9 protein-coding genes are annotated in these 13,422 nt (G+C 43.1%); 1 reads left to right on the forward strand and 8 read right to left on the reverse strand.

From position 1 onward, the window contains the following. Positions 1-40 precede the first annotated feature (40 nt). Positions 41-1,378: a sodium-dependent transporter gene (locus MOC09_RS05870; protein WP_268362944.1), complete on the reverse strand. Its 1,338-nt coding sequence runs from the start codon at positions 1,376-1,378 to the stop codon at positions 41-43. 217 nt (positions 1,379-1,595) lie between these two features. On the opposite strand from MOC09_RS05870, the gene MOC09_RS05875 reads away from it, so the two are divergent. Continuing rightward, positions 1,596-2,561, forward strand: coding sequence for a bile acid:sodium symporter family transporter (locus MOC09_RS05875; RefSeq protein WP_268362945.1), 966 nt, complete (start codon positions 1,596-1,598; stop codon positions 2,559-2,561). 50 nt (positions 2,562-2,611) lie between these two features. On the opposite strand, the gene odhB is transcribed toward MOC09_RS05875, so the two are convergent. The 7 genes from odhB to MOC09_RS05910 all read right to left on the reverse strand — a co-directional run bounded on the left by odhB (position 2,612) and on the right by MOC09_RS05910 (position 13,363). Continuing rightward, complete coding sequence (gene odhB, locus MOC09_RS05880; RefSeq protein WP_268362947.1) at positions 2,612-3,868, reverse strand: 2-oxoglutarate dehydrogenase complex dihydrolipoyllysine-residue succinyltransferase; 1,257 nt, start codon at positions 3,866-3,868, stop codon at positions 2,612-2,614. A gap of 15 nt (positions 3,869-3,883) precedes the next feature. Then, positions 3,884-6,718 carry a 2-oxoglutarate dehydrogenase E1 component gene (sucA, locus tag MOC09_RS05885; protein ID WP_268362948.1) on the reverse strand — a complete coding sequence of 945 codons (2,835 nt, stop codon included), beginning with the start codon at positions 6,716-6,718 and terminating at the stop codon, positions 3,884-3,886. A 228-nt stretch (positions 6,719-6,946) separates the two neighbouring features. Beyond that, positions 6,947-8,863 carry a nitric oxide reductase activation protein NorD gene (locus tag MOC09_RS05890; protein ID WP_268369898.1) on the reverse strand — a complete coding sequence of 639 codons (1,917 nt, stop codon included), beginning with the start codon at positions 8,861-8,863 and terminating at the stop codon, positions 6,947-6,949. Positions 8,864-8,873: 10 nt separating this feature from the next. Next, positions 8,874-9,764 carry an AAA family ATPase gene (locus MOC09_RS05895; RefSeq protein ID WP_268367266.1) on the reverse strand — a complete coding sequence of 297 codons (891 nt, stop codon included), beginning with the start codon at positions 9,762-9,764 and terminating at the stop codon, positions 8,874-8,876. 87 nt (positions 9,765-9,851) lie between these two features. Beyond that, positions 9,852-10,439: a superoxide dismutase family protein gene (locus MOC09_RS05900; protein ID WP_268369900.1), complete on the reverse strand. Its 588-nt coding sequence runs from the start codon at positions 10,437-10,439 to the stop codon at positions 9,852-9,854. 94 nt (positions 10,440-10,533) lie between these two features. Next, positions 10,534-11,766 carry a D-gamma-glutamyl-meso-diaminopimelic acid endopeptidase CwlS gene (gene cwlS / locus MOC09_RS05905; RefSeq protein WP_268369901.1) on the reverse strand — a complete coding sequence of 411 codons (1,233 nt, stop codon included), beginning with the start codon at positions 11,764-11,766 and terminating at the stop codon, positions 10,534-10,536. Positions 11,767-12,145: 379 nt separating this feature from the next. Continuing rightward, positions 12,146-13,363 (reverse strand): macrolide family glycosyltransferase, encoded by a 1,218-nt coding sequence (locus tag MOC09_RS05910; RefSeq protein WP_268369902.1) that lies wholly within the window; start codon positions 13,361-13,363, stop codon positions 12,146-12,148. Positions 13,364-13,422 lie beyond the last annotated feature (59 nt).

Here is a 13,422-nt window from a genome sequence, read left to right on the forward strand (position 1 = left end):
TACTTGACAGGGATAAGACCATTCCCGGGGGCTTCTTGTTTTAAAAAATGCCTAACACATGCAAAAAGACGATAATGATGGCAACAGGAGACAGATAACGAATGAGCAGCAGCCAAACCGCAAACCACTTTCGTCTGAGGCTGGAACCGCTTTTCAGCTCGTCGAACAAATCCTGTTTCGGTATTTTTAACGGAACAAAAATAGAAATCAATAATGCGCCTAACGGCATTAAAATATTGCTTACAAGATAGTCTGCCGCATCAAAAATGGACAAATGAAATATAGAGACGTCACTTAAGACACCGTATGATAATGCAGACGGCACTCCGACAATAAAAATAGCAATTCCGCCTAACCAAGCGAATCGTTTTCTTTTATTGACATCGCCTTTTGAAAGCACTGCGACCAAAATTTCCAGCATAGAAAAAGCGGATGTCAGTGCTGCAAATAAAAATAGAAGTAAAAATGCTAATAAAAAGATAATTCCGAACGGCATTTGATTAAACACAGTCGGCAGCACGTTAAATAACAGGACAGGTCCTTGGTCTGGTTTGAGACCGAATGAAAAGACAGCTGGAAAAATCGCAATTCCGGCCATTACAGCAACCAGCACGTTCATTACAGTTACAGATACAGCAGACTGCACCAGATTTTCCCGTTTCTCTAAATAAGCGCTATACGTTACCATGACCGATACACCGACACTCAGTAAGAAAAAGGATTGTCCCATTGCATATAAAATCGTATTGGCATCAATTGCGGTTAAATCAGGCATGAGGAAAAACTTGATTCCTTCCATCGCGCCATCAAGTGTAACTGAACGCACCATTAAAATGATGAATAATAGAAAAAGCGCCGGCATTAAAACTTGGCTTGCTTTTTCAATTCCGCTGCTAACTCCTTTTGCAACAACTAAAATTGTCACCACCATAAAGAGCAGCTGGCCTCCTACAGCCAAATAAGGGTTTGAAATCGTACTTGCAAATATCGTATCAAAGCCAGATGTTTGCGATAAACCGCCGGTGAAGCCTTTTATAATATAAATTAAAATCCATCCGCCGACGACACTGTAGAAAGATAGAAGAATAAAGCACGTTACCATGCCTAAATAACCGATCCAATGCCACTTCGTTCCCGGAGCAAGTGTTTTATAGGACTGAACGGCATCTTTCTGTGTTTTTCTGCCTATGATGAATTCACCTACCAATAAAGGCAGTCCGATTAAAACCGTAAATAAAATAAAAATAAGTAAAAATGCGCCTCCTCCACTGGTTCCAGCAACGTATGGAAATTTCCATATCGCGCCAAGCCCGATAGCTGATCCTGCCGCGGCTAAAATAAAGCCGAGCTTCGAAGACCATTGATTCGCTTCCTTCACTCTATCACTCCTATTTGATCTAACCATTATAAAGATTCATTGTAAGAATATCTTCCTATATAGTCAAGAACATTTTGATTGGTTTACATCATATATCTATAGTCATCTGCTAAAATCAAATATTGAATTATTCAGAAAATTAATTATAATAAGAGAATATTTAAAAATTTGTGAGAATTTCTGCTGAAGTTCTTGATACTGTATAAGGAGTGTTTTTATGGACAGCATTAGAAAAATAAGTCATTTTGCGGGACAAACCTTCGGCATATGGGTCATTGTTTTTGCAGTGCTCGGATTTTCTTTCCCGTCTTTTTTTACGTGGATCAGTTCTTATATTACAATTTTTCTTGGCATTATCATGTTTGGAATGGGTCTTACACTGCAAGCCGATGATTTCAAAGAGCTGCTCAGAAAACCTTGGCATGTCATTATTGGGGTGATTGGTCAATATACCATCATGCCGCTTATAGCTTTTGGATTGGCGTTTGGACTGCATCTTCCAGCTGAAATTGCAGTAGGTGTTATTCTTGTCGGCTGCTGCCCTGGGGGAACTTCATCAAATGTCATGACATTTTTAGCAAAAGGAAATACAGCCCTTTCTGTTGCGGTTACCACCATTTCTACCTTATTGGCACCTGTTGTGACACCGTTGTTGATTATGCTGTTTGCCAAGGAATGGCTTCCTGTCTCGCCGGGGTCTTTGTTTATCTCAATCTTACAGGCTGTTTTATTTCCGATCATTGCAGGCCTGATCGTCAAAATGTTTTTCAGAAAACAGGTCGAAAAAGCTGTACATGCCCTTCCGCTTATTTCTGTCATTGGCATCGTTGCGATCGTCTCAGCTGTCGTCAGCGGCAACCGGGAAAATCTGCTTCAATCAGGGTTGCTCATTTTTTCTGTTGTCATCCTTCATAACGGTATCGGTTATATGCTTGGATTTCTTTGCGCAAAGATTTTTAAGATGGACTATCCGTCTCAAAAAGCCATTGCTATCGAAGTCGGCATGCAAAATTCAGGACTCGGAGCCGCACTTGCCACAGCTCATTTCTCCCCGCTATCCGCCGTACCAAGCGCAATTTTCAGTGTGTGGCATAACCTTTCAGGTTCTATGCTTGCAACATACTGGTCAAAACAAGTAAAAAAGAAACAAGCAGCATCCAACAGCAGCAAACTGTCTCTGTAAATTGGCAAGCAAAAAAGGTACATCACTTTATCGTGATGTACCTTTTTTTATTATCCCTCTAATAAAAGCTGTTCAGGATCTTCAAGTAAATTTTTAATTGTCACGAGGAAGCCAACCGCTTCTTTACCGTCTACAATACGGTGATCATAAGATAAAGCGATGTACATCATCGGACGGTTTTCGAAACGCTCTTCATCAATTGCTACAGGACGCAGCTGAATCTTATGCATGCCCAGAATACCGACTTGAGGGCTGTTTAAAATCGGAGTTGACATCAGTGAACCGAAAGTCCCTCCGTTTGTAATCGTGAAGGAGCCCCCCTGAAGCTCGCTAAGGGTTAATTTATTGTTTCTTGCTTTTTTCGCAAGCTCGCCAATTTCTTTTTCGATACCTGCAAATGTCAGACGATCCGCATCCCGTACTACCGGAACGACAAGACCTTCATCCGCTGCAACAGCAATCCCGATATCGTAGAATTTCTTAACGATAAGCTCATCGCCTTGAATTTCCGCATTCAGCAGCGGATATTTCTTCAATGCAGCAACGACCGCTTTCGTAAAGAAAGACATAAAGCCAAGCTTCACTTCGTTTTGCTCAAAGAATTGATCTTTGCGGCGTTTTCTAAGATTCATGACAGCCGTCATGTCAACTTCATTAAATGTAGTCAGCATCGCTGATGTTTGCTGAACCTCTACAAGGCGTTTGGCAATCGTTTGTCTGCGGCGAGACATTTTTTGCACTTCGACAGGCTTGTCAAAGCTTTGTTGTGCTTTTTGAGCCTGAGGCTGCTGCTGTTTTTGCTGAGGAGACGGTTTTGACGCTGGTTTTTCGTACGCTTCGACATCCTGCTTGCGCACTCTTCCTAACGGATCTCCCGTTGGAACCTGAGACAGGTCAATTCCTTTTTCTCTCGCCAGCTTACGAGCTGAAGGAGAAGCGATCGTTCTTGATTTTGATTCAGTTTGTGCTCCCTCGCTTACCTCTTGTGCCGCTGGTTCCGCTTGCTGCTCTTCTTTTTTGCTTTCCTTGGTGTCAGCTTTCTCTGAAGGAGCAGGGGCAGAACTTTCACCCGCGCCTTCTGAAATCGTACCGATAATTTCTCCGACTTGGACGGTATCACCCGAATCTTTCAATACCTCTTGAAGTACACCCGATTCTTCTGCTGTCAATTCAACATTTACTTTATCCGTTTCTAGTTCAAGCAGATATTCACCCTGTTCTACATAATCACCAGGCTGCTTTAACCATTGGGCTATTGTTCCTTCTGAGATTGATTCTGCTAATTCAGGTACCTTAATTTCCGCCATTTTTTCATTTCCCCCTTAGTTTTTGCGAGTCAAGCTATCAGATACAATACGTTCCTGTTCTTTTTTGTGAACTGTCGGATCTCCCTCTGCAGGGCTGGATCGTCTTCTTCGCCCAATATATTGAACACTTACTCCTTCTGGTGCAATTTCAGTCAAATACGGGCTGATATAACCCCAAGCCCCCATGTTCTGCGGCTCTTCCTGCACCCAAACGATTTCTTTCAGGTTCGGAAGTTTTGCAAATAATTTTTTGACTCCTTTTGCCGGGAATGGATACAGCTGTTCAATTCTCGCAATGTGAAGCCACTCTTTACCGTCTTCTAGTTTATTAAAATGATCGCTGATGTCTATGGACACTTTACCGCTGGATAATACAAGTCTGGTTACCTTTTCATAGTCATGAGAAAGTCCGGATTGTTCGTAAACAGGCTGGAAGCGGCTTTCGCTAAGCTCTTGCACTTCTGAAACCGTATTTGGGTTGCGAAGAAGGCTCTTCGGCGTCATAATGACGAGCGGTCTGATCTCTTCACGAAGCAGCATTTTAGCCTGCCTTCTCAATATATGGAAATACTGTGCGGCGCTTGTCAGGTTGGCAACCGTCCAGTTGTTCTCCGCGGCAAGCTGCAGGAACCGCTCGATTCTTCCGCTTGAGTGCTCAGGCCCCTGTCCCTCGTAACCGTGCGGAAGAAGCATGACTAATCCCGATTTTTGGCCCCATTTTGCGCGTCCGGCAGAAATAAATTGGTCAAAGTACACTTGCGCAGCGTTTGCAAAATCTCCGTACTGTGCTTCCCACAATACAAGCGTTTCCGGTGAATGCACGTTATAGCCGTATTCAAAGCCGAGAACGGATCCTTCAGACAACGGGCTGTTATGAACAGCGAACGATGTGCTGCAGTCTGATAAGTGATGAAGCGGCACAAATTCTTCGCCTGTCTCACTGTCATGAAGCACAAGGTTTCTTTGGGCGAACGTTCCGCGCTCAGAATCCTGTCCTGTTAAACGAATTGGTGTACCGTCTTTCAAAATCGAAGCAAACGCGAGTGATTCTGCCAAAGACCATTCCACTTTTCTGTCATCATCAAACGCCTTTGCACGTCTTTCTAAAATGCGCTTTAGTTTTCCGAAAACGTTAAATGATTCCGGCCAGTTGATCAATTCGCCATTCAGCTTGCGGAGCACGTCAAAATCAATGGATGTGTCTACATCAGGGAAACCGTTTGATACAGGCTCTGGAAGTTCAATTTCACAGGCGGTATGTTCCTTTTTAGACGGCACTTTCTGATAAGCATCCTCAATGCGCTTCGTTACAGATTTTTCGATGTTTTCAACAACTTCCTCGGTAAGCACGCCTTCCTTTACGAGCTTTTCAGCGAAAATTTGTTTGACGGTCGGGTGCTTTCTGACAGCATCATACAGCATCGGCTGAGTGGTTGACGGCTCATCCATTTCATTGTGCCCGTAGCGTCTGTACCCGATCAAGTCAATCAGAAAGTCCTTGTTGAACGTTTTTCGGTATTCAACCGCAAACTTAACAGCTGAAAGACAGGCTTCAGGATCGTCCGCATTCACGTGAACAATCGGAATTTCATAGCCCTTCGCCAGGTCGCTGGCATACTTTGTTGATCTTGATTCAGCGCTTTCTGTTGTGAATCCGATCATATTATTGGCGATAATATGAATCGCACCGCCTACTTGATACCCTTTTAAAGAGCTTAAATTCAATGTTTCAGCAACAATTCCTTCCCCTGGGAATGCAGCGTCTCCATGAATTAAAATGGCAAGCGATTTTGTTTCATCCTGTACCGGGTATCCGCTTTGTGTTCGTGTTTCCTGTGCCGCTCTTGTGCTGCCTTCAACAATCGGATTGATAAATTCCAAGTGGCTTGGGTTGTTTGCTAACGTAATGCGCGCTGATTTTGTTTCAGCATCTTGAAGCTCACGATTCGCCCCCAGGTGGTATTTGACATCCCCTGTCCATCCGTAGCTGATTCCAATTGATCCCTCAGACGGGACAAGGTCTTTGTTCGGCGCATGCTGAAATTCAGAGAAAATAATTTCATAAGGTTTGCCGAGCACGTGAGCCAATACATTCAGGCGCCCCCTGTGCGCCATCCCGATGTTTACACTGGTCGTACCTGATTTGACAGATTGTGCAATAATGTCATCCAACACTGGCACAAGTGCGTCCAATCCCTCAATGGAAAAGCGCTTCTGTCCGACAAATGTGCGGTGCAAAAACTGCTCGAAGCCCTCTACTTCTGTCAGTCTTTCCAGCACAGCCGACAGTTTTTCAGCTGAATTCTTCTGGAACAGCTCACCAGATTCAATCTTTCTCGTCAGCCACTCACGCTCTTTGAAGTCATGCACATGGTCAAATTCAAATGAGATCGTTCTTTTATAGGTATTTCGTAAATACTGAATGGCTTCTAGACCGTTCGTAATGTTTTTAGGAGCGTCTTTACAAATCACTGACGCAGGTATTGCTTTGATTTCCTCTTCTGTTAGCCCGTAATCGGATAATGGAAAGAGTTCGCTCTTTTTCCCATCCTTTCTGAGCGGATTGACGGAAGCGTTTAAATGGCCATAGGTTCGAATATCTTCTGCAAGTCTGACTGCGGATGCGATCTTTTGAATCAGATCGGCTGTAACACGTCCCTTTTCTTTTGTTCCCGAGGCCTCTTTTATATCGCTTGGCGGAGCACCGAGCTCGTCGAACATGTCCTTTAGATCCGGATCAATGCTGTTCGGATCCTGGTTATACTGATCGTAAAGCTCCAGCGCATAGCCGAGGTTCGGACCGTAAAAATCTTCCCAATTCATTCGTTGTTTCATACTATTTTGAAACATTTGAATATTACCCCCAACTTAGATAATCAAGTGAATGATTCACTATCTTAAAATAACTTTCGAACGCTGTGTCCAAAATTATGTAATAAAAACGCTTCCAACGATATTTTACCACTGTTTGCAATTTGATTCTACCTTGATTGTTCACAAAATAGTAAAAAACCTTTATAAAAAACAAAAAATTTAATCATTCGAAAAAAGAAAAGCCAAAAAGCATAGGATAACGGGCTATCCTATGCTTTTATGGAGCAGTTTTTTCAGCAGCGGATACAGAACATCCGGGAGCTGATCAACATCCGGGACAAATATACTGAATTTTCCGTACATATCCTGAATGGTCTTCATTTGCGATTCTTCTATTTCTGAGTTGGAGAGAAAAACATTTATTACTTCAATTCGCCTTTTTCGAGCTTCAATAACCGCTTCACTTGTATCGACAATCCCGTTTTGTTCATAGCCAAACGCGGCCGGCTCTCCATCAGAGAAAACAATTAAGAACTTTTGCGCCTCGCTGCGCTGCAGCATTTTTTTCGTCATCTGCCGGATCGCATAGCCGTCACGGTTATCTTCCTCAGGCTCGAGCTGCATAATTGCAGGCCCAGCATCTTGTCTTAATGACGATTGGAAAGGAATAACCGTATTGAAATAGTTTGGTTGGCTTGTTTCGGTCGCATCGTTTGTGTCTTCCCAGAAACCGACAATCTGATGCGGAACCGCTACCGATTTCAGCGCTTCGTGAAACAATACAATTCCCCGTTTTGTTTCGTCCATTTTGTCGAACATGCTGGCTGAGCAGTCGACCAGCAATGTAAAAACTGCGTCAATTTCTGAAGACGGTTCTTGCTTTTTGTAGAACAGACGCGGATTTCGTTCAGTGAAGTAACGGAGGAGCTTATTGTTCAGCCGGCCGGCATGAAGATCTGTTCTTGGCAGTGTTTTTTTATGCTCCAGCGTTTTTTGAATCATTTGTTTCAAACGCTTTTGATATGATTCGATCGTTTTTGCCTGCTGTTTATAAGAAAGCTCTTCTTCACTTGTAGCCGGCTTCGGTTCTTTGTAAATCGGAAATGCGTATTTATTTTCTTTTCCGTCAGCCATACCTGCTCCGTTTGGCTGGTCTTTCTGGGACTCCAGCGCTTCCAGCTTGGAATAGTCTTTCCGTTTTGTTTGTCTGGCTGATCCTTGGACTGAACCAAGGGCTTGATCTCCATCGTCGCCTTCCCTTGAAGCGTCTTTTCCTAAATCTGATTTCGCGCCGTGTTCAATATCAAATTGAAGGAAGCTTTTCGACGGTGCTTCTGTTTCCCGGTGCCATGTCGGCATTTCTTCTTCATGAATATCCTCATCACCGTCTGATTTTTTCGGAAGCGTGATGTCATCACTCAGCTTCGGCGCTTTTTTCTCTTCTTCAAACAACGGCTGTTCTGCAGCCTTTGCGTAATCAAGCTCAGGCAAAAAGAAGTAGGTATTCAGCATGTCTTTGTCGAGCACTTCTTCAAGCCCGTCCATGAGGTCTTCAACAATTTTCAGAACCTGCCGTGTCGAGTCTGCCTCATACACACGCAAGAGCTGCTGTTCAATAAACGGGTGCATCAAATCGATATCTTCACTTATAGATGGAAGGGTCTCGAGCGGCGACTCCGCTGTTAGCTTGACATAGATCGCGCAAAAGAGCGCATCCGTAAAAATGCTTCGTTCCAAATTTAAGGTCAGCTGGGTGGAAAAGTGTTTTCTGTACATGTCTTTTCGCTTCGCAAATACATGTTTCGTACCCGGACGCTCGTGTTTGATGCACTCTTCGATTCTGATGTCCTCAAGCAGCATAAACAGCTGCTTGGCAAAACTTTTAAACGTAAGATGCCGATGGATATCATCCAAAAAATTCGCAAACTCCTGCAGCGAGCTATATCTCGTTCCGATCGAGCGCAGATAGACATCGCTCTTCAGACCCGCTTCCATGTCCTCAGCTGCCCTGTCTTTCCAAAAGTGGCTCATATAGATTTTCTTTTCAAATGGATTGTAATAGGACTGAACGCCATACTCCACTTCTACCGCTTCACTCTTTGTGAGTGTTTTGGCCAAATCAGTCAGCATCATAAATAAAAACGAATCAATTGTGCTGTCGTTAAATTTGATAAATTTCATCGCAGCTCCCTCATTCAAACAGAGTTTCTGCGATATTTCGGACGGCCGCTTTTTCCCGGTCATCATCAAGCTTCTCTACAATTCCCCGCTCGATGGCACGACGCGGCGGAATATAAGCGGCTAAATCACATGTATCGATTAAAGCTCTGATGGATGCCGCTTCTTCAGACACCTGTCCGTTATTGGCCTGAACGATCAGGTCAGAGGAAAGCGTGATAAACCGGTCAATCAATTTCTCATCTTGCAGGGCTGATTGAGACATGAGCACTTGTTTCAGCAGCCCGCCTTTAATATATGGCACATCGATGATAACAAAACGGTTTTTCAATGCTTCATTAAGCGGAACAGTTCCAACGTAGCCTTCATTGATGGCTGCAATGACTCCGAAGCCGTCTTTGGCCCGAATAACCTCGCCTGTAAACGGATTTGTCATCATTTTTCTGTAATCTAATACACCGTTTAAAATCGGCAGTGTTTCCGGCTTTGCCATATTGATTTCATCTATATAAAGAAAATGGCCTTCTTTCATGGCTTTTGTGACAGGTCCTGATACAAACTCGATCGTCGCCTGGCCAGATTGATTTTCAATTGTTTTATAGCCGACCAAAGCTTCAGCATCCAAGTCGACTGAACAGTTGACACTGTGCATCGGTTTATGAAAATAGCTGGACAATGTTTCTGCAAGCTTTGTTTTTCCTGAGCCTGTAGGCCCTTTTAGCAGGACATTTTTCCCCATAGCTAATGCGATGATGGCGTCGAATAAAATGGTTTCGTCCTCCGCCTCATAGCCTGACGTCCCGATGAGCGACTGAAACTCTGGGGAAATCGGCTGATCTTTATATGATAAAAGTTTTTTTTGTATATCTTCCGGCAATGTTAAGTGCTGTAATTGAGTTGTCATAGACAGGTTCCCTTTCCTATTCGTATTCCATTAACGAGTATACTAAAAAAGCCCCTGTATGCTCAATACAAAAGGGCTTGGATGATATTACTGCTTCTCATTATTGCCGGAAAGGGCTCCGCAGACGATACGCGCACCTGAATTCCCGCTGGGATTTGTCAAATAATCGTCGGCATGCTCATGAATAATAAACGCACTCCCGTCCTGGTCGAGAATATTTAGTTTACTTCCTTTTTTTAATGAGGTGTCCGGCGCATTCATAATGACATCTACCTTTCCGTCAGCACCGACTTCAAGGTTCGGCAGATCTCCGGCATGATGCCCCATCGGATTGTTGAAACCGTGTTCTTTGTTCAGCGGATTAAAGGGGCCTCCCGCTGATTCAAAATCCGGCCTGACACATGAACCTTTTTCATAAATGTGAAATCCGAGGGAAGCGCCGGGGCGCAGGCTGTTTGCGGAAATGTGAATATCAAGGCCTTCGTCATCTGATTCTTTGATTTCTATAAAACCGACTGCTTTGCCTTCACGATTGACCAACTGGACATGATGACCAAATGCTGACGTTTCAACCACTTTTTTTTCCGGAACCCGCTTAGGAGGGTCAGGAGGTTTTTGTCCGCATCCCGCAACTCCCAGTGCCGTTGCCATCATCAACAGCAAGAGACGGTACATACTGTCTCCCCCTTGTTTTTTCTAACAGTGTGGTCAATCACTGCCTGATATAAACAAAAAAGCCTATAAAAAGGCTTTTTTGTCATACTCCGTTTTAAAAATAGCTTCTTGCGCCCAAGTAGCGCTGTTTCCAATATGAATTGCTGAGGTTGGAAATATCTACGCCCGATGAGCTTGCATGAATAAAGTCTCCCCCGCCCAGGTAAATCCCCATATGAGACGGACCGGATTTATATGTGGTAAAGAAGACAAAATCTCCGACTGAGGGCTGGCTGACTTTTTGCATGACATTCCAATACCCTGCCGTACTTAATCTTGATATAGATGATACTTTATTAATGAGGTAATAAATGTAGCCGCTGCAATCGAAGCCGGCAGGCGTGTTTCCGCCCCAGCGGTACGGCACCCCGACATATTTTTTCGCTTCTGTTATCATTCTGTCAATCTTCGTCCCTATTTGAATGTTTGACCCAGAGTTGTCTTTTGGTTTTGTCTGATTTGAATTGTTAGATTTTGATGTTCCCGAAATCGTGAGAACCTGTCCGATTTGCAGTACATCAGATGATAAATTGTTTTTATCACGGATGCTTTGCACAGTGACTCCGAGCTGATTCGCGATTTTCCACAGCGAATCGCCTGCTTTCACCTTGTATGTAGTTGTTTTTGAGGAATTGGAATTTGACGGCTTCTTGGAACCGCTGTTTCCGCGCTTCGGCGAGCTGCCTTTTATTTTGAGCACTTGTTTAGGATAGAGCGTATCTGATGTTAAGCCATTTAAGGTTTTCAATTCAGCTACTGTCATATTTAAGCTGTTTGCGATTTTCCACAGTGAGTCACCAAGCTTAACTGTATATGTACTTTTTGACGAGCCTGAAGAATTGGAACCGCTGTTTTTTTTCGATCCATTTGATCCGCTTGAACTGCTTGTCCCTTTGATCTTAAGCTTTTGCCCCGGACGAATCAGGTCACTGGTCAGGCTGTTTAAACTTTTAAGCTCTGAAACACTCATTTTATGATTTTTAGCAATCATCCATAGCGAATCACCGTAGGCAACAGTGTATGTTGACGTTTTGCTTGTGTTGGATGAGGATGTTGTGCTTTTTTTGCTGCTCTCAGGGATCTTAAGGCTTTGTCCGACATAAAGCACGGACGATTTCAATTTGTTTTCAGATTTCAGTTTTGATATAGTCGTATCATATTGGCGGGAAAGTTTCCAAAGAGAGTCACCGCTTTTTACCTTTATCGTTTTTGCTTCCGCGGGTGCTGCTGCCATCGAAGACCCAACAACTGCGGAAACAGCCAAGCCGGCTACAATCTTCCTTTTCATTCATTCAACCTCCTAAACTGTTTATATTGCAAAAAACAGCTAGTATTTTGTCCCAAAAATGGCATACAACCGTTTTATCGTCACTTTTTCAATAAGTTAAAACCCTTTTCAAACATTCAACAGCAGTTTCAGCATCGTTCGACCTTTAAACCTTCAAATAAACACCTAACATTTTACATAAGCTGCAATTTTTTTCGAAAGTCTAAGGAACTATATAAGCGGGGGTAAAATGATGGCTTTCTATTGATGAATGGAGCAGATTTTCCTCCTTTCTTGTCTGTTTTTCTTATCAATTCTCTATTGGCGTGTCAAATCCCTTCCTCTGTATGCTTACGAATGGCTAAAAAGCCTGTTCTTTTGACAAGAACAGGCTTTTATACTATGCGTTGGCTGATTGAGTTTTGTGTTTCACAAATTCAAGAATGCTGTCAGCCGCTTTTTTAGAACCGCCTGCCGCTTTCAGTGATTGACCAATTTCTTTTGCTTTTTCAGCATAAACTGGATTGTTCATCACTTCTTCAATCGTTTCTTTCAAAAGGCTTTCAGATAATTCTTCTTTTTTCAGCACTTTTCCCGCGCCGATTTTTTCCACTTGATTTCCGACGGCAAATTGGTCAGCGCCCATCGGAATGACAACGAGCGGGGTTTCAAAATACAGCCCTTCACTTGTGCTGTTCATTCCGCCGTGGGTCACAAATAAACTGGCTCTTTTGAGGATCTCAAGCTGAGGGACATACGGACGCACAATGAAATTCTCCGGAATGTCGTTTAACTCATTTGCTTTGATATGCTTGCCGATGGAAAGCACTACTTTACCGTCAAAGTCTTTACACACCTCAAGACATTGATTAAAAAACTGCTTTTGATTGTTAAATATGGTTCCCATTGAAATAAACAGCACGTTTTCATTGTCAATCTGCTCAAATGGGAAATCATTGTTTCCCGCTCTTTCCGTAATTGAAGGGCCGACAAATACATACCGATCGCCGAATTGCTCAGCCATTGGCTGAAATTCCCTTGATGTGAAGACGATTGTCAAATCTCCATCTGAAGAAAAAACGTCAAACGGCTTCTTGATTTCTGCTTGAAATTCAGTATTTAATGTTTCTGCAAGCTGGAGATACGTTTTATAATGAGGCGAATTTTCAAATGATCCTTTAATATAAGACCCCATCATTTCCTTTAGAAATTCCTCATTCATCGCAAAGGTTGTACACAGTGAAAATCTCGGCAGCTTCAGCAGGTTGGCAATAATTTTACCGGCCAGCAGATGGTGATCATATATGACATAATCATACGATTCATGTTTGACTTCCTCATAAATATGAGTCGCGATATCCTTACAACCTTGCAAAAAAGCGCAGATCATTTCTGTGAAATCTCTTTCTTCATCTCCGGTTGCGTTCTTTCCGAAGTAATCTTCCCGGAAATCATGATACTCGCGAAACTCAATATCAAGAGCTGCAATTTTTTCTTTGTATTCTTTTACTGCGTAGTAGGTAATATGCTCTCCCCTGGATTTCAGCTCCTTCATTACACCGATAGACGGATTAATATGCCCTTCACCGGGAAAACCGATCATTAATACATTAGCCATGCGGCAGCACCTTCCTTTTAAAATTTATGTAATATTTTATACGGTACTATAAATACATA

The sequence above is a fragment of the Bacillus sp. N12A5 genome (assembly GCF_026790125.1).
In the GTDB taxonomy this organism is placed as follows: domain Bacteria; phylum Bacillota; class Bacilli; order Bacillales; family Bacillaceae; genus Bacillus.

What these genes read in the sequence shown, in the direction of transcription:
- MOC09_RS05875 (WP_268362945.1), top strand. Translation starts at nt 1,596, where the DNA reads ATGGACAGCATTAGAAAAATAAGTCATTTTGCGGGACAAACCTTCGGC.
- odhB (WP_268362947.1), bottom strand. Translation starts at nt 3,868, where the DNA reads ATGGCGGAAATTAAGGTACCTGAATTAGCAGAATCAATCTCAGAAGGA.
- sucA (WP_268362948.1), bottom strand. Translation starts at nt 6,718, where the DNA reads ATGTTTCAAAATAGTATGAAACAACGAATGAATTGGGAAGATTTTTAC.
- MOC09_RS05890 (WP_268369898.1), bottom strand. Translation starts at nt 8,863, where the DNA reads ATGAAATTTATCAAATTTAACGACAGCACAATTGATTCGTTTTTATTT.
- MOC09_RS05895 (WP_268367266.1), bottom strand. Translation starts at nt 9,764, where the DNA reads ATGACAACTCAATTACAGCACTTAACATTGCCGGAAGATATACAAAAA.
- MOC09_RS05900 (WP_268369900.1), bottom strand. Translation starts at nt 10,439, where the DNA reads ATGTACCGTCTCTTGCTGTTGATGATGGCAACGGCACTGGGAGTTGCG.
- cwlS (WP_268369901.1), bottom strand. Translation starts at nt 11,766, where the DNA reads ATGAAAAGGAAGATTGTAGCCGGCTTGGCTGTTTCCGCAGTTGTTGGG.
- MOC09_RS05910 (WP_268369902.1), bottom strand. Translation starts at nt 13,363, where the DNA reads ATGGCTAATGTATTAATGATCGGTTTTCCCGGTGAAGGGCATATTAAT.